Genomic DNA, 17,768 nt, shown 5'->3' on the forward strand with positions numbered 1-17,768 from the left:
AGATAGTGGTTCGGGTTCATCAGACCTGCCGGCGTGACGATGCCGTGACGGTCATAATCCGGATCGTTAGCGAACGCCAGATCGAACTTATCGCGCAGCGCCAGCAGCCCTGCCATCGCGCACTCCGAAGAGCAGTCCATGCGAATGGCGCCGTCTTTATCGAGGTGCATAAAGCGGAAGGTTTGATCGACGTGATCGTTGACGATAGTCAGATCGAGTTTGTAGTACTCGGCGATGCGTTTCCAGTATTCGATACCGGAACCCCCTAACGGATCGACACCGAGCTTCAGGCCGGCTTTCTGAATCGCCGCCATGTCGACGATATCCGCCAGTCCTTCGATAAACGGCTGCACCAGATCCTGCTCTTTGACATGACCGGATGCCAGTGCCGCGTCGAGGGAGAGGCGCCTGACGCCCTGCAGACCCGAGGCCAGCAGTTCGTTGGCGCGATTTTCGACCACTTTGGTGACGTTGGTATCCGCCGGGCCGCCGTTCGGCGGGTTGTACTTGATACCGCCATCTTCCGGCGGGTTATGCGACGGCGTAATCACGATGCCGTCCGCCAGCGGACCGCCTTTTTTGTTGTGCACCAGGATGGCATTGGAAATGGCCGGCGTCGGGGTGAAACCGTTGTTTTCCTGCACGATAACATCAACGCCGTTGGCTGCCAGCACTTCCAGAACCGAAATAAAGGCCGGTTCGGAGAGCGCGTGGGTATCTTTACCCACGTAGCAGGGACCGGTAATCCCGTTCTTCGCGCGGTCTTCCGCAATCGCCTGAGCGATCGCCAGAATATGCTGCTCATTGAAGTTATGGCGCCCTGCGCTGCCACGATGGCCAGAGGTGCCAAACTTCACCGCATGCTCCGCGTTGCCCGCTTCCGGCTTCAGTACGTAGTACTGCGCGGTCAGCTGAGCGACGTTAATCAAATCACTCTGTTGTGCAGGCTGACCCGCACGCTTATCGATTGCCATTGCCTGATCCTTCTGATGCAAGGTGAATAAAACTAGATCGTGCCGCAGACCTTCTCAATTAATTCCGCTGGGAACTGCATCGACTGCATGATGTGTTCGATCATGCTGCACTTACGACCGGTATTCGTATTGGTGATAACCCACCACGGTGTACCAGGAACCTGTTTGGGTTTGGTCTGGTTACCACTTTTTAGCAGGATCCGCGAATCTTCGGCAAAGTAAACGCGGGTGCGCCCGTGCAGAGACTCGGTGGCCTCAGCAAACGCTTTGTTATCTAAGGAGTACAGCGTGGTCAGGACCAGCATGAAGCGGTTCACCGCGCGTTTTTGTTCGGCGTATTCATCAGATAACAGCAGCTCGCGCATCGCGCGGACTTTATCTTTCGCCGGATTCACGGGCTTCGCTTCGACGGCAGGCGTCGCTGCCGGCGCCGGAGCGGTTTTTACAGCCGGTGCGGCAGTCTGGGAAACGGCGGAAAATTTCAGCATGCGCCGTAAAATGTCGGATGCACTCTCGCCAATATGCTGGGTGTGGCTGGCAATATAGCGATAGAGATCATCATCAACTTCAATTGTTTTCATCTTAATCCAGTGCGATATCTTATTCTGAATACAAGTTGTCAGGATTATAAGGACAAATCCTGACCGCGGATAGCGTCAAACCAGGATGGCGGTAAAACTCAGATAGCTCTGGGTCTTGCAGCCGGATGGCAGAATGTCCAACATAATACCCTAACCCGACGAAGCGAAAAAAAGAACTTTGCCATGAAATTAAATAGCCGCACGCAATCTGCACAAAATCCGCACAATAATTCCCCGGTTGTCCTGGTCCACGGTCTGTTTGGCAGTCTCGACAACCTGGGCATCCTCGCCCGCGACCTGGTGAACGACTACGATATTTTGCAGGTTGATATGCGTAACCACGGTCTTTCTCCCCGTTCGCCGGAGATGACCTACGCGGCGATGGCGCAGGATCTGCTCGATACTCTTGACGATCGGCAGATAGAGAAAGCCACCTTTATTGGTCATTCGATGGGCGGAAAAGCGGTCATGGCGCTCACCGCGCTGGCGCCGGAGCGCATCGCTGGCCTGGTCGCCATTGATATTGCTCCGGTGGACTATCACGTGCGTCGTCATGATGAAATTTTCAACGCCATCAATGCCGTCACCGACGCCGGCGCCGCGTCCCGTCAGCAGGCGGCCACGGTGATGCGCGAACATCTACAGGAAGAAGGCGTGATTCAGTTTCTGCTGAAATCCTTCGTTGATGGCCAGTGGCGCTTCAACGTGCCGGTGTTATGGGATCAATATCCGCACATCGTGGGCTGGCAAACGGTTCCTGCCTGGCCTCATCCAACCCTGTTCATCCCGGGAGGCAACTCCCCCTACGTCACCGATGACTATCGCGATACCCTGCTCGCCCAGTTCCCACAGGCGCGGGCGCACGTCATCGCCGGCGCCGGCCACTGGGTACATGCGGAGAAACCGGAAGCCGTCCTGCGCGCCATTCGTCGCTATCTGACCGCTTTGCAGGCTTAACTGGCTAAAAACTGCCCGACCGCGCTGCAGAATGCCCGCGGTCGTTGGCGCAGCGGTTCGCCTGATGTATTATGGCGCGCTATCTGTGTCGGCTATAGCCCGGCAACTTGTTTCCCCGAAGTCACTCTGAATCATGGCAAAAGAACAAACGGACCGTACGACATTAGATTTGTTCGCAACCGAGCGTCGCCCGGGTAGACCAAAGACCAATCCGCTTTCGCGCGATGAACAACTGCGCATAAATAAACGCAATCAGCTCAAACGCGATAAAGTTCGCGGCCTGAAGCGTGTGGAGTTAAAACTCAACGCTGAAGCGGTTGATGCGCTCAACGAACTGGCGGAAGCTCGCAATATGAACCGCAGCGATTTGATCGAAGAGATGCTGATGAACCAGCTGGCAACCCTGCACAGCCGGGATAAAGCCTGAAAATCCTCAAAAAAACACTTTCATGTAGCAGAGTGTGCAGTCGGGCGTGATTGCTGTTTCCGCGCCCTCTCCTGTTCTGCTATGATTGCCGTTATCTGCGGGCATTACGCCACTACCACATCATTAAGTTTCAAGAGGTTATTTTACTCATGGCAATCATCGGCATCTTTTTTGGCAGCGACACGGGCAACACCGAGAATATTGCAAAAATGATTCAGAAGCAGCTTGGTAAAGATGTTGCTGATGTTCACGACATTGCCAAGAGCAGCAAAGAAGATCTGGAAGCCTACGACATCCTGCTGCTCGGCATTCCGACCTGGTACTACGGTGAAGCTCAGTGCGACTGGGATGACTTTTTCCCGACGCTGGAAGAGGTCGACTTTAACGGTAAACTGGTTGCGCTGTTTGGCTGCGGCGATCAGGAAGACTACGCGGAATACTTCTGTGACGCGCTGGGCACCATCCGCGACATCATTGAACCGCGCGGCGCCACCATCGTTGGCCACTGGCCGACTGCGGGCTATCATTTTGAAGCTTCTAAAGGCCTGGCGGATGACGATCACTTCGTCGGTCTGGCTATCGATGAAGACCGCCAGCCGGAGCTGACCAACGAACGCGTGACTAAGTGGGTTAAGCAGGTCTCTGAAGAGCTGCATCTCGAAGAAATCAAAAACGCCTGATGATTGTGCGGCGTTACCGTTAAATTTCGCCGCATTAATAGATAGAAGCAATCAAACTAATAGCTACAAGTTTTTAACTTTTAATCACATATCTGTACAATGTCCTCTGATTTAACGAGGTCAGGTGACGCAGTTTGTAGCTGGGACCTCGTTTTTGACAGCATACAAGGCCCGATACTTGCAGTTTTCATTTAACGATGGCAGTTCTATAATGAGACGCATTGCATCGGGTGATTCTCTGTATTACTTCCGCTGATGGAAGTAGATCGTTTAGCAACAGGACAGATTCCGCATGACTGACAACAATACCGCATTAAAGAAGGCTGGCCTGAAAGTCACACTTCCACGATTAAAGATCCTGGAAGTCCTGCAGGAACCGGATAACCATCACGTCAGTGCGGAAGATTTATACAAGCGCCTGATCGACATGGGTGAAGAAATTGGTCTCGCTACTGTTTATCGCGTGCTGAACCAGTTTGATGATGCTGGCATTGTGACTCGTCACAACTTCGAAGGCGGTAAATCTGTTTTCGAACTGACCCAGCAGCACCATCACGATCACCTTATTTGCCTCGATTGTGGCAAAGTGATCGAATTCAGCGATGAGTCTATCGAAGCGCGTCAGCGTGAAATCGCCCACCGCCATGGCATCCGTCTGACCAACCACAGCCTGTATCTTTACGGCCACTGTGCGGAAGGCGACTGCCGCGAAGATGAACATGCACACGACGCGCTGGAAAAGTAATTTCCCACCGCGCGGACCACAAAAAGCCAACCTGACGGTTGGCTTTTTTTATGTGCAAACGCCTACCCTTTTCTGCGCGCGGTATGCTCGTCGAGAGCACGGGTAAACTGTTCCTCATCCCACCGGTTTGCCAGCGCTTCCCGCACCAGAGTCTGTTGGGTTTTCGGGACCATTCCACCTAATGGCGGGTCGGTATCAAGATTGGTGGGGAATGAGTAGCCCCGGGCAGCCACGGCAATCAGTGCCTGAAAATCGCCCGCGCGATATTGCCCGTCCTGAAGCTGGGGATAGATTTTTTTCAACACCAGCTCATGGTTCACATCTTCCATCGGGACGCCGAACGCCGAGGAGATCTGCAAAAGATTAGCGGTGCGAACATGATCAGTCGTCGTGTTGTTCCCGGCGGCATGAAACAACGCCGGGTTAAAAAACAGCCCGTCGCCTTTTTGCAGCGGCAACTGAACATAGTGCTGGTTAAAGTAGTCGACGAACTCCGGCTGGCGGTAGGCCATGTAGCCGAGCTCATACTGATGCGAAAACGGCAGCAGGCGCGTAGGCCCTGACGCCAGCGGCATATCGCTGTGCGCAACCGCCCCTTGTAACGTCAAATACTGCGACAGAATCTGCGCAGGGATGGGAAACTCGGCAACAAACTCGCCCTGCTGAAAGCCGAGATGATAATCGCGATGGGGCTGCTGCGCTTCGCCGCCAGGGCGTACCTGGTTAACCTGAGCGGTCATTCGCCACGCAGGTCCCAACCACGCCTGACAAATTAACCCAAGCATTTCATTAGCATAGTAGTCGCAGAAGGTCTGCGGGCTACGCTCCGCCAGCTTTTGTAACGCATTCCAGATCCGGCCATTGTTCCCCGCGCGAGAAAAGTGGTCAGCCTGAACCCGGGTGCGAGACTCATCGGCCATGATGGTTTCAAACACCGCCGAAGCGCGGTCGATGACATCCATATCCTGATAAAGCCCGCGTACCACCAGCACGCCGGGACCGTAAGAGAGCCCCTGATGTAGCTCGCTTAATACCGCATGTTTATTGGTCGCCGCGGCCTGCGCTAACACGTCATGGTCGTAAATCAGAACTTCCTCAGCGACTTCGCTGACCAGCGGATAGTCTTGTTTGTTCACCTGCTGCTGACAGAAGATGTTGAAATCCTCAACTGAGGCCCGATCGGGTCGGACAAAATATTGCGATGTCATGAGTAGCTCCACGGGGTAAGGGTGCCAGACGGCGGTTATTTTTTTGTTCAACGTCTCGAAAACGAACGTTGTTAAGAAATAACTTAGCAGCTAGACTCCACATCAAGAACCTCAAAAAAACCTCATAAAAACCTCATGTGATCGATGGCAAAATTTACCCAAAAGCAGATAGCCGCTCAGTCAGGACTGAGTCTCGCCACGATCGACCGGGCGCTACATCATCGGGGGCAGGTACACCCGCAAACGCTGCATCGCATTCAGCAGGCTCTGGCCGATCTGGAACTGCTGCAAAAGTCCGGGCTCGCCCAGGGAAGAACGATCTATTTCGATGTCATCATGCATACCCCTGAACGCTTTAGCGAGCTGGTCAGGGAGGCGCTCAGCAGCCAGTTAGCCAGCTTTAACCCCTTTCGCATTCAGCTCCGCTTCCACTGTTACGAGGACATCAGCGAGCGAGAGATGAACGCGCTGCTGAAAAAATGCGCGCTCAGCAGCCACGGCGTGATTTTAAAGGCCATGAACTCCCCCTCGCTGGTTTCCACCATCGACGCTTTGCTCAAACGCCGCGTGCCGGTTGTCACCATCGTCACCGACATTCCGTCCAGCGCCCGTCTGCGCTACATCGGCATGGATAATGTTGATGCGGGCAAAGCCGCGGCATTTTTGATGTCAAAGTGGCTGGGCGCCGACAGCACTCAAATCGCCGCCGTCACCGGCAGCAATGATTTCATCGGAGAGCGGGAGCGTATTGCCGGATTTATCTCGGGAATTGAACAGTTTGCCCCGCGCAACAGCATCAATGTCGTCGCCGGCGGACTGGGCATTGACCATCAGATGTACGCCTGTCTGTGCCAGTACCTTGATGCTCATCCGCATACCGAAGCGGTCTATACCGTCGGCGGCGGTAACGCGGGGATTATCCGCGCCTTCGCCGAGAGAAACCGACGCATAAAGACCTTTATCGGCCATGATTTTGACCGGGAAAACCGGGCACTGATGCAGGCGGGGAAAATCGATGCGCTGATAGAACACAATCTGCAGCTGGATGCGCAGACCGCATTCCGCTCTTTGCTGGCCTTCCACGGTTTTATCCCTGAGGGCGACTCGCTCAAACCCTATTCACGGATCAACATCATCACCCGGTTCAATATGTATACCTGAAAGGAAGATGCGCAGTCGGTGAAGAGTGCGCATCCACATCGCCTCAGCGGTATGCTGGCGTGACCCACAGCGACCCCTGCTCATGGCTGTCGACAACCGCCTCGACAAACGCCACGCCTTTAAGACCATCATACACCTGCGGTACCGCGGCACCCGTCAGGCTGAGCGCCTGCTGCGCCTCACGGCTATGCAAGGCTGCGGCGAAGCCGCTGTAGAGGTTGCTGAACGCCTCGATATAGCCTTCAGGATGGCCCGGCGGCGTGCGGGTACGCGCTTGCGTGAGCGCATCCAGATCCGCGCGCCCGCGCTTAATGATTTGCGTCACCCCTTCTAACGGAGTGAAAACCAGTTCGTTGGGCTGCTCCTGGGACCAGATCAAACTGCCTTTTTCGCCAAATACCCGCAGACGCAGCGCGTTGGCGCAGCCGATCGCCACCTGCGAAGACCACAGCATTCCACGCGCGCCGCCTTCATAGCGGATCAGCACATGGGCATTATCATCCAGAGCACGGCCTTCAACGAAAGTGGCTAAGTCAGCCAGCACGCTCTGCGCCTTCAACCCTGTGACATAGCCCGCCAGATGATAGGCGTGGGTACCGATATCGCCAATCGATCCGCCGCGGCCGTTTTTCAGCGGATCGACCCGCCAGGCCGCCTGCTGATTATTCTTCATTTCCACGCCGGTGGCCATCCACTCCAGCGGATATTCCACCTGTACAGTACGTACCTTGCCCAGCAGACCTGCCGCGATCCGCGCACGCGCCTCCACAACCATCGGGTAACCCGAATAGGTATAGGTCACGCCGAGGAAGCGCCCGGTTCGCGCCACGATCTCCTGCAGCGCCTCCGCTTCCGCCAGGGTGGTGGTGAGCGGCTTTTCGCAAATGACATCTATCCCCGCTTCAAGGCAGGCGCGGGCTATCGGGAAATGGGTAAAATTCGGCGTACAGATAGCGATGATATCGACACCGTCCTCGCGGGCCGCTTCGGCGGCAACCATGCTCTGATAGTCGGTATAGGCACGATCCTCGGCGATCAAATTGTCGAGAGCAAACGCCCGTCCCCTTTCCGCATCGACGTCAAATGCGCCAGCCACCAGCTCGTAGCGATCGTCAAGCCGGGCGGCAAAGCGATGAATTCCGCCGATATAAGCCCCCTCTCCGCCGCCCACCATTCCTAAGCGAATACGCCGTCCCTGCAAAGTTTGTCTGCTCATTTTGCCCTCTTATAGTCCGAGAATGCTTCGGTTTACCGAACGATCGGCATAGGATTTACAGAAATCATCAAAGGATTGATCGGTCACCTTGATGATGTGTTCCGCGATAAACTGCGCCCCTTCCCGGGCGCCATCTTCCGGATTCTTAAAACAGCACTCCCATTCCAGAACCGCCCAGCCGTCAAAGTCATAACCGGTCAGTTTTGAAAAGATCGCCCCGAAGTCGATCTGCCCGTCTCCCGGTGAACGAAAGCGTCCCGCCCGGCGACTCCACGGCTGATAGCCGCCGTAGGCGCCGGTTTTGCCGTCCGGGCGAAACTCGGCATCCTTAACGTGAAATGCTTTAATGCGCTCGTGGTAATGGTTGATGTAGGTCAGGTAATCCATTCCCTGCAAGATCAGATGGCTCGGGTCGTACATGATGTTGCAGCGCGGGTGGTTGCCGGTTTTTTCCAGAAAGCGCTCAAAGGTCAGCCCATCATGAAGGTCTTCGGTGGGATGAATTTCGTAGCACAGATCGATGCCTTGTTGGTCAAAGGCATTGAGGATCGGCGTCCAGCGGCGGGCCAGCTCGGTAAACCCCTCTTCAATCAACCCTTCCGGCCACTGCGGATAGGGGTAGAGATAGGGCCACAGCAGGGTACCGGAAAAGGTGACATGCTTCGTCAGGCCCAGCCGCCGTGAAGCTTTTGCCGCCAGCAGCAGCTGCTCGCTTGCCCACTGCTGGCGCTCCCGGGGATTATTGCGCAGCGCCGCCGGGGCAAAGCTATCGGCAGGCAGATCGAAGGCCGGATGCAGCGCCACCAGCTGTCCCTGCAGGTGGCTGGCGAGGTCGGTCAACGCCAGCCCGTGTTCATCGAGGATGCCCAGCACTTCATCGGCATAGGTCTGGCTCTCCGCCGCGCGCTCAAGGTTAATCAGGCGCGCATCCCAGCTGGGAATCTCCACCCCTTTAAACCCTTTTTCCGCCGCCCAACCGGCGATCGCGTTCAGAGAATGAAAAGGCGCTTCATCGCGAGCAAACTGCGCAAGAAAAACGCCTGGACCTTTCATCGTAAGCATAAAAACTCCGTCATAAAATGTGCACTTGTGAATATCACCAGTGCACTCATTGACCGTCGGACAATCCATTATTAATGGTTCATGAATTTTTGATAATTTTCTGGGGTAATTAACTGGAAGGGGATAAATTCAATATCTTTTACCTTTTCCCCTTTCGATATTTTCTCAGCCATATCGACGGCCCCGAAGGCCTGGGCTTTGGCATCCTGAAATACGGTCACGGTCATCATGCCGGTTTTCATGGCCTGCAGGCCATTATTTCCGCCATCGGTCCCACCCACCAGAATATCTTTACCCACCTTCATGCCATTACTTTTAATGGCCATCGCCGCGCCGATGGCCATTTCATCAGCGTTAGCAGAAAGAATATCGATTTTCTCGCCGGTAAGTATCCAGTTATTCATCAGATTCATACCATCTTCACGCATCCATTTCGCGGTATCTTCGAGCACCACATGCATATTCGGGTGTTTAGCAATCACCTCTTTCGCCCCCTGGGTTCTGAAACGGGTAGCGTCATTGTTTAACAGCCCTTTCATAATCGCGACGTTGACGCTTTTGCGATCCTTCACCATGTCAGCGAGATACTGCATCTGCATGCGTCCGGCTTCGATCTCGTCGCTGCCGATATAGCTTACGCCATCGCCCATTTTCGAATCAGAGGGCATACGGTTGAGATAGATGAGCGGGATTTTCGCGGCGCGAGCCGCATCGGTAATATTCTTTGTCCCCTGAGTATCGACCGGATTAACGATAATGACGTCGACTTTCGCATTAATAAAACTTTGCACCTGGCCAAGCGATTTATCGACCGCCCCCTGAGCATCTTCAAATTGCACCTTCATATCGGGATAGGTTTTTGCCCGTTCGGCAATATAACCGCGCAGCCGTGAAAGGAAAACATCATCCATTTGCGCCATCGTTACGCCAACCTGAAGAGCCATGGCGGCAGGACTGGCTAATAACGAGGCAAGGCACAGTAAGGTTATTTTTTTCATGTTCATCTTCCAGATAAATGATTAGCTTTAAATGTGTGCCGAAAATATAAATAAAATTTCCGGCAGGTTACGTTGAATGGCTATATTCAGCAAAGCGTTCACCGTCCCACCATGGGGAAATAGCCAGCGGCATCAACTCATCCAGATATATTTTGTAGAAAACTGTTAATTCAATTGTACGACCTGCCGGGTATCCGCCGATAATTGTGCAGCGTCTGCCAGCGCTAATGCCGCACAGCCATCGTGAATATTCACCGGTACATCTCCCCCTTGTTTTACCGCACGGATAAATGCCGCCATCTCCAGACGATAGGCGTCGGTATAGCGTTGCATAAAGAAATTAAGCAGCGGGCCACGAACTTCCGTCTCTTGTGCGCCGTAGCGGCGTACGCTGGTCTCACGCTGATTGTCGTTAAGCAACATGCCGCCGGCGCCAAAGGCTTCAATCCTCTGGTCGTAGCCATATACCGCCTGTCGGCTGCAGTTAATCTGACACTGCTTGCCGGAAGCGGTACGCAGCTGCACCATCACGGTATCGTAGTCGCCCAACGCCTCCAGTTCGGGCGCAAACAGCCGGCTACCGCTGGCAAAGACTTCCACCGGCTCCTCGCCAAGGATCCAGCGCGCAAGATCGAAATCATGGATCGCCATATCGCGAAATATGCCCCCGGAATGTTTGAGGTAGTTCATCGGGGCCAGGCCAGGATCGCGGCTGGTAATCAGCAGCTGATGTAGCTCGCCAATCTCTCCCGCCCGCAGACGCTGGTGAATTTCGCTAAAACCCGGGTCAAAACGGCGGTTAAACCCCAACATCACCCGGGAGGCGCGTTCTCCAAGCACCCGCTGGGCTTCACGCGCTTTTTGAATATCCAGATCGACCGGCTTTTCACATAACACCGCCTTCCCAGCCTGGGCTGCCGCCAGCATCAGGCTCACGTGGGTATCCGTCGGCGTCCCGATCACCACCGCGTCGATGGTCGGGTCGGCGATAGCCTCCAGCGGATCGCTTATCGCTCTTCCGCCATATGCCGCCGTCAGTTTCTGCGCATTCTCAATAAAGGGATCGGCAACCACCGCCAGCACAGCATCGCAATGACCGGCTACATTAGCCGCATGGACATGGCCGATACGCCCGGCGCCAAGGACTGCAACGTTTATCATGGTATTCTCCACAGGATCTTCAGGCTTCAAGGTAATGGGTTCATCACCGCATTGATCGCCAGCACTTCAGGGTTGACGACCAGCGACGGTTCCAGGCATTCGTTGAAATAATCGATAATATTCTGCGCCGCCGACACCGACATGCGCATCGCCGCTTCGCCGGTCAACCCGGCGCTGTGCGGCGTCAGGATCAGGCGTTCTTTTTGTTCCAGCAGCGCGGAGGCCAGATCCGCCGGTTCGCATTCCAGAACATCCAGCGCCGCCCCGCCGAGATGATTAGCGGCCAGCGCGCCGGCCAGCGCGTCCTCATCAATAATTCCCCCCCGGGCGGTATTAATAATCAATGCCCCGGGTTTGAGCAGCGCCAGTTCCGCCCGGCCGATCAGCGGCCGATCGCCTACCCGCGGCAGATGTACAGTGACGGCATCCGCTTCCTGCAGCCCGGCGTCAATATCCCGAACCCGGGCAACGCCGAGATCGGCAAACGCGCTGTCGGCCACGTAAGGATCCCAGGCCACCACCTTCATGCGAAAAGCCTGCGCCAGTCGGGCAACCTCCCTGCCAATACGGCCGAATCCGAGGATAAACAGCGTTCTCTCCGCCAGTTCGACGGCAGAAAAGGTATTACGACTGTTCCAGTCTCCTGCACGAATCGCCTGGTCGAAGTAACAGACCCGCTTCGCCAACGCGAGCAGCAGCGCGAGGGTATGCTCCGCCACCGAACGCGAATTCACATCGCCCACCACCGCCAGCGGAATGTGCCGGGCGCTCAGCGCTGCGATATCGACCGAGTCATAACCTACGCCGTGACGTGAGACGATCTTCAACTGCCGGGCGCTCGCAATCTCTACGGCGGTCAGCGGCTGGGTACGAATCAATAAGGCATCGGCCTGCGGCAAAAACGGCGCATAGCTGTCGACGCTCACCGGCGAAATCAGTTCGACGGTAATTCCCGGCGCACTACGCAACAGCTCAATTCCTGCGGGATGAATTTTCCCGGCCACCAGAACATGCGGCATCAGTAACCTCCCTTCGGCGAAACGCTCCCGGCCGGCGAGGTGTTCCCCTGCAGCTGGTGAAAGCGTTGAACGCTGGCGGCGGCCGCGGAACGCAGCAGCTGGACATCATTAGAGACGGTGACCAGATCGAATCCCCAGCTGACGGCCTTCGCCGCGTACTCTGGCGTGCCGTTATGCAAACCGGCGCGCTTTCCGGCGCGGTGGGCCGCCGCGAGAATTTGCTGGATTGCCGCGACGATCTCCGGTTCTTCACGATCGAAGCCGGTGCGGTATCGACGTCCGGTCAGACCGAGGGTTAAATCCGCCGGGCCGATGTAAACGCCATCCAGACCGGGGGTATCGAGAATCGCGTCAAGATTGCGTACGGCTTCTGCGGTCTCAATCATGGCGAAGCAGACGACCTGCTCATCGGCATGCTGGCCGTAATCCTGGCCGGCGGAAAACGTCACGCGCGTTGGGCCAAAGCTGCGGCTACCGGCAGGCGGGTAGCGTACGCAGGAGACCAGCTCGCGCGCCTGCTCCGCAGTGTTAATCATCGGGCAGATGATCCCCCAGGCGCCGGCGTCCAGCGCCTTCATAATCATCCCAGGATCCAGCCACGGCACGCGTACCATCGGCGCCACGCCGCTGGCGCGCATCGCCTGCAGCATCGGCCTGGCATCGTCATACCCGACAAAACCGTGCTGCAGATCGATCGTCAACGCGTCGTAACCCTGCTCCGCCATGATTTCGGCACTGAAAGCGCTGGCGATACTCAGCCACCCGTTCAGCACCGGTATCCCCGCCGCCCAGCAGGCTTTGATGTTATTCGTTTTCATCGCTGCTCCTTACACCACAATTTGTGCCAGCTTGACATTCATATAGTCGAGGAGACCTTCGCTTCCCCCTTCCCGCCCCATGCCACTGGCTTTGATCCCGCCAAACGGCGCTTCAGCCGCCGCCAGCGCATAGCTGTTGATCCCTACCATACCGGATTCGAAACGGGCGACGGTTTCACGCATCCTGGCCGGGTCACGAGTGAAGGCATAGGCGGAAAGCGCAAAGCCGCTATTGTTGACCCGCGCCCACAGATCATCGTCATCGCCAAAAGAGGTGATGGCGGCAATCGGGCCAAAGTTTTCTTCGGCCAGCGCCCGCGCCTCATCCGGCAGGTCGGCAATCACCGTCGGTTCGAAGAAATAGCCGCCATTGCACTCGATACGCCGTCCACCGGTCACCACCCGGCCGCCTTTACGCCTGGCATCCTCAACGATGCTTGCCATCTCCTCCAGACGGCGGGGATGAATCAACGGCCCCATTTGCGTATCCGGCTCCAGACCATAGCCGACCTTCAGTCTGCTGGCGCGCGCGGCAAAGCCGTCGACAAACGCGGCATAGCAGCTCTCATGGACATAGAAACGATCGCAGGTCACACACACCTGGCCGCTGTTGGCAAATTTGGTGGCTACCGAGAGATCCAGCGCCTTATCGATGTCGGCATCCGGCCAGACGATCACCGGTGCGTTCCCCCCCAGCTCCATACTCAGGCGTTTGATTGTGGCGGCGGAGTCGCGGATCATCTGCTGCCCCAGCCGGGTCGACCCGGTGAGCGAGATCTTCTTCACCAGCGGCGAACTGACCAGCGGCTCGTAGGTAGCAGAGGTCGGCCCGATCACCAGATTCGCCACGCCGGCGGGCAGACCCGCCCGGCGTAAGCACTCAAAAATCATCATCGCCGAACCAGGAACTTCGCTGGAGGGACGCAGCACCACCGCACAACCGGCCGCCAGGGCAGGAGCCAGCTTACGCGCCACCAGCACCACCGGAAAATTCCAGGCGGTGAACGCGGCAACGATCCCCACCGGCTCATGGTGTACCTCCAGACGCCCGCCCGGTACGCGGCTTTCAATAATGCGACCGTAGATACGCCGCGCCTCTTCGGCATACCAGACAAACTGATCGACCGACAGCTCCCACTCACGTTTCGCTTGTGCCAACGGTTTACCGCTTTCCCGGGAGATCGTCAGCGCGGCCTCCGGCGCCATCGCCACCATTTCTCGCGCCACGGCCTGCAGGATATCGGCACGTTGCCAGGCAAGGGTTTCTCGCCAAAGCGCCAGTCCCTGCCCGGCACTACGCAGCGCATCCTGAGTATCGCTTTCTGCCGCCGCCGTAATCTGGCCGATAATCTGCCCATTGCCCGGATCGCATACCGCGATCGATTGCGGACCGCTCCCCCGACGCCACTCTCCCGCAATAAACTGCCCATAATCGTCGTACATTGTCGTCATGCCTCCGGCTGCTTTCCTGCCTTAAAATCACCATTAATTGCAAACATAGGTTATAAGCAACAAAAATTGCAACAAGGGGATTTATGACAAAACAAACGAGGGGGATGTGTATTTAATCAATAAAAATCAGTGAGATAAAAAACGAAATCGCAACGTTTATTTCAAAATAAATAAAAATGAAAATTTATTTTTACGATAGCAATCACAAATTTCATCCAAGTTTTTTCCCTGCAGCCGAACGATCGGATAGAAATAATTGCAGATGAGCTTTTACTCACAATTTTTATTGCAGTAACGTGCAGGCATAACGGTGTACTGTCCAGGAAGACCATCAAATGAGTCAGAAAAAACACAACCAGCTGCCGGATAACACGATCCCTCATCGCAACTATGAGCAGATCGTGAATGAAATCACCCGCCGCTATCCCCAGCTGTCGGAGCGCTTTCAACAGGCCGCGCGTTACATTACGCAAAACCCCAATACCGTGGCGCTGGAGTCGATTAACGCCATAGCCGCGAAATGCGGTATGCACCCTTCGGTGCTGGTCCGTTTTGCCCAGGCGTTCGGCTACAGCGGATTTAAACAGATGCAGAGCGTCTTCCAGACCCGGCTGGCGACGGCGGCACCGGGATATAATGAGCGGATTACCGCGCTGGAAAACGACCTGAAAAAAAATCAGCACCAGGGCAATCTGGGTTTTCTGCAAAGCCTGGTGATCCGTGATATCGCCACCCTGCAGGAGCTATTAAGCAATGTCAGCGAGCGGGACCTGGATGTTACCGCCCGGTTGTTAAAAGAGGCAGATACGATTTTTATCGCCGGTCAGTTACGTTCGGAACCGGTAGCGCAGCTCATGCGCTATCTGCTGACCATGCTGAATCGCCGGGTTTGCCTGCTGGACTCCTCCGGGGGGCTGGCCCAACAGATAGCCAGCAATATGCGTGAAGGCGACGTACTGCTTGCCATCTCTTTTCGCCATTACGCCAAAGAGGTGATTGCCATCGCCGATGAAGCGGCTATCCGGCAGATCCCTGTCATCGCCATGACCGATAGCCCGCTTTCGCCGTTGGCCAAAAATGCCCGGGTTCTGTTTACCATCCCCGAAGAAGAGTACAGCTTCTCGCGGTCGCTGGCGGCCCCGGTGTGCCTGGCACAAAGCATTGCGATGGCATTAGCGTCGGCGCTCTCGCCTGAGGAAGCAGAACCACGGCTAGAAACGCTGACTGAGCAAGCCCAGCACGCGAGCATGGGACGTAAACGCCAGCGCGACTGATGGAGAATGAGATATCCCCCTCTCCCGGTCTGCCGGGAAGGGGTAACCACAGCCTTTTTTTGCAACTTTTATTGCTAGACAAGCACATAAAGCAATAAAAGCTGTCACCCGTAACCAGGATGTCCTTAGACGGCATCCCCTTTTAGAGTGAGTAAAAGCATGGCTACTGTTCGTTGTACGGCGGCTCAGGCAATCGTCCGTTATCTGAGCAATCAGTTTACAGAGGTGGACGGGAAACAGGTTCCTCTCTTTCCGGGGGTCTATGGCATTTTTGGTCATGGTAACGTCACCTGCTTAGGTGAAGCCCTGGAAGCCGCACAGGAAACCCTCCCGACCTGGCGTGGACAGAATGAACAGTCCATGGCTTTTGCCGCCGTCGGTTTTGCTAAAGCGATGGTTCGGCGGCAGATTATGGTAGTCACCGCGTCCATCGGACCGGGCACGACTAACCTGTTGACGGCGGCAGGTGTCGCCCATACCAGCCGCTTACCCCTGCTGATGATCTGTGGCGATAGCTTCGCCCGCCGTCGTCCGGATCCGGTGATGCAGCAGGTAGAACACTTTAACGACCCAACCCAAACGGTTAACGACGCGTTCAAAGCCGTCAGCCGCTACTGGGATCGCATTACCTACCCGGAGCAGCTCCTCTCCTCTCTGCCGCAGGCGGTCGCCACCATGCTCGATCCCGGCGACTGTGGTCCGGCGTTTATCGGTATCTGCCAGGATGTGCAGGAGATGGCGTATGACTATCCGGACGCCTTCTTTCAGCCGCGGGTGCATCTGACGGCGCGCCCACGGGCCGATCGGGTACAGCTGGCCCTCGCCGCAGAACGGCTGCAGCGGGCGCAACGTCCGTTGATTATCGCCGGTGGCGGAGTGCGTTATTCGCAGGCAGAAAGCGCGCTGGAAAATTTCGCCACAGAACATGGGATCCCGGTGGTGGAAACCATTGCCGGCAAAGGCACTTTCACTCATCACCATCCGCTGCATATGGGCCCGATTGGCATTCTCGGCTCCACTTCCGCCAATGAGCTGGCGGCCAATGCCGATGTGATCCTCGCTATCGGCACCCGGCTGATGGATTTTGTCACCGGCTCATGGACCGTATTCAGCCATGACGCGCAGTTTATTACCCTCAACGCCGCGCGTTTCGACGCGCATAAGCACCTGTCGCTGCCGCTGGTGTGCGACGCTCGCGAAGGGCTCAATGATTTACACGCGGCGCTGGGCAACTGGCGGGCAGACGCCGCGTGGCTGGAGAGAGGACGTCAGGCTTTCGTGAAGTGGAATGCGCTGATCGCCGAAAAACAGGAGCCGACTCCGGCGGAAGATGACCCGACCTACGCCCAGGTCGTGGGTATCGTCAATGCGCAGGCGGCGCCGGAAGACTACATCATCAGCGCCGCCGGCGGGCTACCGGGCGAGCTGGTCAAAGGCTGGCGGGTGAAAAATCCGGGTACCTTCGACTGTGAGTTCGGCTTCTCCTGCATGGGTTACGAGCTTTCCGCGGGCTGGGGGGTCGCAATGGCGGGGCTCGATCGCGATGTCATCGTGATGATCGGCGACGGCACCTACATGATGATGAACTCGGATATCTACTCCAGCGTCCTCTCCGGGCATAAATTCATCCTGATCGTCTGCGATAACGGGGGATATGCGGTGATCAACCGCCTGCAAAACGCCAAGGGCGGCGCATCGTTTAATAACCTGCTGAAAGATTGCCGGGTGCAGGAGCCTTTTCATGTTGATTTTGTCGCTCACGCGCAATCGATGGGTGCCTGCGCCCGCAAGGTTAATACGCTGACAGAGCTGGAAGCGGCCATTCAGTGGGCGAAAGGAAATGACCGTACGACCGTCATCTCTATCGCCACTCATCCCTGTAGCTGGACACCAGGGGATGCCTGGTGGGATGTCGGGGTGCCGGAAGTCAGCGCCCGTGAATCCGTGAACCAGGCTTACACCGAACATCTTACCGGACGCCAGCAGCAACGTGTCGGCTTCTGACCACAACACAACACGTAGATAAAGAGGCATA

General features: G+C 56.1%; 17 protein-coding genes. 7 read left to right on the forward strand and 10 right to left on the reverse strand.

Going from position 1 to position 17,768, the window contains the following annotated elements:
• Both BV390_RS12455 and seqA read right to left on the reverse strand, forming a co-directional pair.
• On the reverse strand, positions 1-974 hold a 974-nt coding region (locus BV390_RS12455; RefSeq protein WP_085396991.1), incomplete at its 3' end, for a phosphohexomutase domain-containing protein.
• Between the two features lie 32 nt (positions 975-1,006).
• A complete protein-coding gene (gene seqA, locus BV390_RS12460; protein WP_032688822.1) occupies positions 1,007-1,555 on the reverse strand; it encodes a replication initiation negative regulator SeqA in 549 nt (182 codons plus the stop codon).
• A 183-nt stretch (positions 1,556-1,738) separates the two neighbouring features.
• Here seqA and ybfF point away from each other — a divergent pair, with 183 nt between their 5' ends.
• From ybfF to fur, 4 genes are all read left to right on the forward strand, one after another.
• A complete protein-coding gene (gene ybfF / locus BV390_RS12465; protein WP_032688823.1) occupies positions 1,739-2,512 on the forward strand; it encodes an esterase in 774 nt (257 codons plus the stop codon).
• Between the two features lie 133 nt (positions 2,513-2,645).
• On the forward strand, positions 2,646-2,939 hold the full coding sequence (gene ybfE / locus BV390_RS12470; protein ID WP_004859608.1) for a LexA regulated protein: 294 nt from the start codon (positions 2,646-2,648) through the stop codon (positions 2,937-2,939).
• A gap of 149 nt (positions 2,940-3,088) precedes the next feature.
• Entirely contained in the window at positions 3,089-3,619 is a 531-nt protein-coding gene (fldA, locus tag BV390_RS12475) for a flavodoxin FldA (protein WP_032696387.1), read from the forward strand.
• A gap of 292 nt (positions 3,620-3,911) precedes the next feature.
• Positions 3,912-4,364 carry a ferric iron uptake transcriptional regulator gene (fur, locus tag BV390_RS12480; protein WP_015584881.1) on the forward strand — a complete coding sequence of 151 codons (453 nt, stop codon included), beginning with the start codon at positions 3,912-3,914 and terminating at the stop codon, positions 4,362-4,364.
• A gap of 62 nt (positions 4,365-4,426) precedes the next feature.
• Here fur and BV390_RS12485 read toward each other — a convergent pair whose 3' ends face one another.
• Positions 4,427-5,572: a phytanoyl-CoA dioxygenase family protein gene (locus BV390_RS12485; RefSeq protein ID WP_032688825.1), complete on the reverse strand. Its 1,146-nt coding sequence runs from the start codon at positions 5,570-5,572 to the stop codon at positions 4,427-4,429.
• Positions 5,573-5,716: 144 nt separating this feature from the next.
• On the opposite strand from BV390_RS12485, the gene BV390_RS12490 reads away from it, so the two are divergent.
• Complete coding sequence (locus BV390_RS12490) at positions 5,717-6,733, forward strand: substrate-binding domain-containing protein (protein ID WP_032688827.1); 1,017 nt, start codon at positions 5,717-5,719, stop codon at positions 6,731-6,733.
• A 43-nt stretch (positions 6,734-6,776) separates the two neighbouring features.
• On the opposite strand, the gene BV390_RS12495 is transcribed toward BV390_RS12490, so the two are convergent.
• From BV390_RS12495 to BV390_RS12525, 7 genes are all read right to left on the reverse strand, one after another.
• Positions 6,777-7,949, reverse strand: a complete 1,173-nt coding sequence (locus tag BV390_RS12495; RefSeq protein ID WP_206098729.1) for a Gfo/Idh/MocA family protein — start codon at positions 7,947-7,949, stop codon at positions 6,777-6,779.
• 9 nt (positions 7,950-7,958) lie between these two features.
• Positions 7,959-9,011 (reverse strand): sugar phosphate isomerase/epimerase family protein, encoded by a 1,053-nt coding sequence (locus BV390_RS12500; RefSeq protein WP_085396992.1) that lies wholly within the window; start codon positions 9,009-9,011, stop codon positions 7,959-7,961.
• 71 nt (positions 9,012-9,082) lie between these two features.
• Positions 9,083-10,009: a substrate-binding domain-containing protein gene (locus BV390_RS12505; RefSeq protein WP_032696389.1), complete on the reverse strand. Its 927-nt coding sequence runs from the start codon at positions 10,007-10,009 to the stop codon at positions 9,083-9,085.
• Positions 10,010-10,174: 165 nt separating this feature from the next.
• Positions 10,175-11,170: an inositol 2-dehydrogenase gene (gene iolG / locus BV390_RS12510; RefSeq protein ID WP_032688831.1), complete on the reverse strand. Its 996-nt coding sequence runs from the start codon at positions 11,168-11,170 to the stop codon at positions 10,175-10,177.
• A 26-nt stretch (positions 11,171-11,196) separates the two neighbouring features.
• Positions 11,197-12,189, reverse strand: coding sequence for a hydroxyacid dehydrogenase (locus tag BV390_RS12515; RefSeq protein ID WP_085396993.1), 993 nt, complete (start codon positions 12,187-12,189; stop codon positions 11,197-11,199).
• On the reverse strand, positions 12,189-13,007 hold the full coding sequence (locus BV390_RS12520; protein ID WP_032688833.1) for an HpcH/HpaI aldolase family protein: 819 nt from the start codon (positions 13,005-13,007) through the stop codon (positions 12,189-12,191). Before BV390_RS12520 ends, BV390_RS12515 begins: the two co-directional genes overlap by 1 nt.
• Before the next feature lie 9 nt (positions 13,008-13,016).
• Complete coding sequence (locus BV390_RS12525; RefSeq protein WP_223849364.1) at positions 13,017-14,459, reverse strand: NAD-dependent succinate-semialdehyde dehydrogenase; 1,443 nt, start codon at positions 14,457-14,459, stop codon at positions 13,017-13,019.
• A 335-nt stretch (positions 14,460-14,794) separates the two neighbouring features.
• Here BV390_RS12525 and BV390_RS12530 point away from each other — a divergent pair, with 335 nt between their 5' ends.
• Both BV390_RS12530 and iolD read left to right on the forward strand, forming a co-directional pair.
• Complete coding sequence (locus tag BV390_RS12530) at positions 14,795-15,733, forward strand: MurR/RpiR family transcriptional regulator (protein ID WP_046852940.1); 939 nt, start codon at positions 14,795-14,797, stop codon at positions 15,731-15,733.
• A gap of 159 nt (positions 15,734-15,892) precedes the next feature.
• Positions 15,893-17,737, forward strand: a complete 1,845-nt coding sequence (gene iolD, locus BV390_RS12535; protein ID WP_085397020.1) for a 3D-(3,5/4)-trihydroxycyclohexane-1,2-dione acylhydrolase (decyclizing) — start codon at positions 15,893-15,895, stop codon at positions 17,735-17,737.
• Positions 17,738-17,768 lie beyond the last annotated feature (31 nt).

This window comes from Klebsiella sp. YJ (assembly GCF_002108615.1).
GTDB classification, from domain to species: Bacteria; Pseudomonadota; Gammaproteobacteria; order Enterobacterales; family Enterobacteriaceae; genus Klebsiella; species Klebsiella planticola.

Bases quoted from the DNA above. Each gene is read 5' to 3' on its own strand.
- seqA (WP_032688822.1), bottom strand. From the start codon at position 1,555: ATGAAAACAATTGAAGTTGATGATGATCTCTATCGCTATATTGCCAGC.
- ybfF (WP_032688823.1), top strand. From the start codon at position 1,739: ATGAAATTAAATAGCCGCACGCAATCTGCACAAAATCCGCACAATAAT.
- ybfE (WP_004859608.1), top strand. From the start codon at position 2,646: ATGGCAAAAGAACAAACGGACCGTACGACATTAGATTTGTTCGCAACC.
- fldA (WP_032696387.1), top strand. From the start codon at position 3,089: ATGGCAATCATCGGCATCTTTTTTGGCAGCGACACGGGCAACACCGAG.
- fur (WP_015584881.1), top strand. From the start codon at position 3,912: ATGACTGACAACAATACCGCATTAAAGAAGGCTGGCCTGAAAGTCACA.
- BV390_RS12485 (WP_032688825.1), bottom strand. From the start codon at position 5,572: ATGACATCGCAATATTTTGTCCGACCCGATCGGGCCTCAGTTGAGGAT.
- BV390_RS12490 (WP_032688827.1), top strand. From the start codon at position 5,717: ATGGCAAAATTTACCCAAAAGCAGATAGCCGCTCAGTCAGGACTGAGT.
- BV390_RS12495 (WP_206098729.1), bottom strand. From the start codon at position 7,949: ATGAGCAGACAAACTTTGCAGGGACGGCGTATTCGCTTAGGAATGGTG.
- BV390_RS12500 (WP_085396992.1), bottom strand. From the start codon at position 9,011: ATGCTTACGATGAAAGGTCCAGGCGTTTTTCTTGCGCAGTTTGCTCGC.
- BV390_RS12505 (WP_032696389.1), bottom strand. From the start codon at position 10,009: ATGAAAAAAATAACCTTACTGTGCCTTGCCTCGTTATTAGCCAGTCCT.
- iolG (WP_032688831.1), bottom strand. From the start codon at position 11,170: ATGATAAACGTTGCAGTCCTTGGCGCCGGGCGTATCGGCCATGTCCAT.
- BV390_RS12515 (WP_085396993.1), bottom strand. From the start codon at position 12,189: ATGCCGCATGTTCTGGTGGCCGGGAAAATTCATCCCGCAGGAATTGAG.
- BV390_RS12520 (WP_032688833.1), bottom strand. From the start codon at position 13,007: ATGAAAACGAATAACATCAAAGCCTGCTGGGCGGCGGGGATACCGGTG.
- BV390_RS12525 (WP_223849364.1), bottom strand. From the start codon at position 14,459: ATGACGACAATGTACGACGATTATGGGCAGTTTATTGCGGGAGAGTGG.
- BV390_RS12530 (WP_046852940.1), top strand. From the start codon at position 14,795: ATGAGTCAGAAAAAACACAACCAGCTGCCGGATAACACGATCCCTCAT.
- iolD (WP_085397020.1), top strand. From the start codon at position 15,893: ATGGCTACTGTTCGTTGTACGGCGGCTCAGGCAATCGTCCGTTATCTG.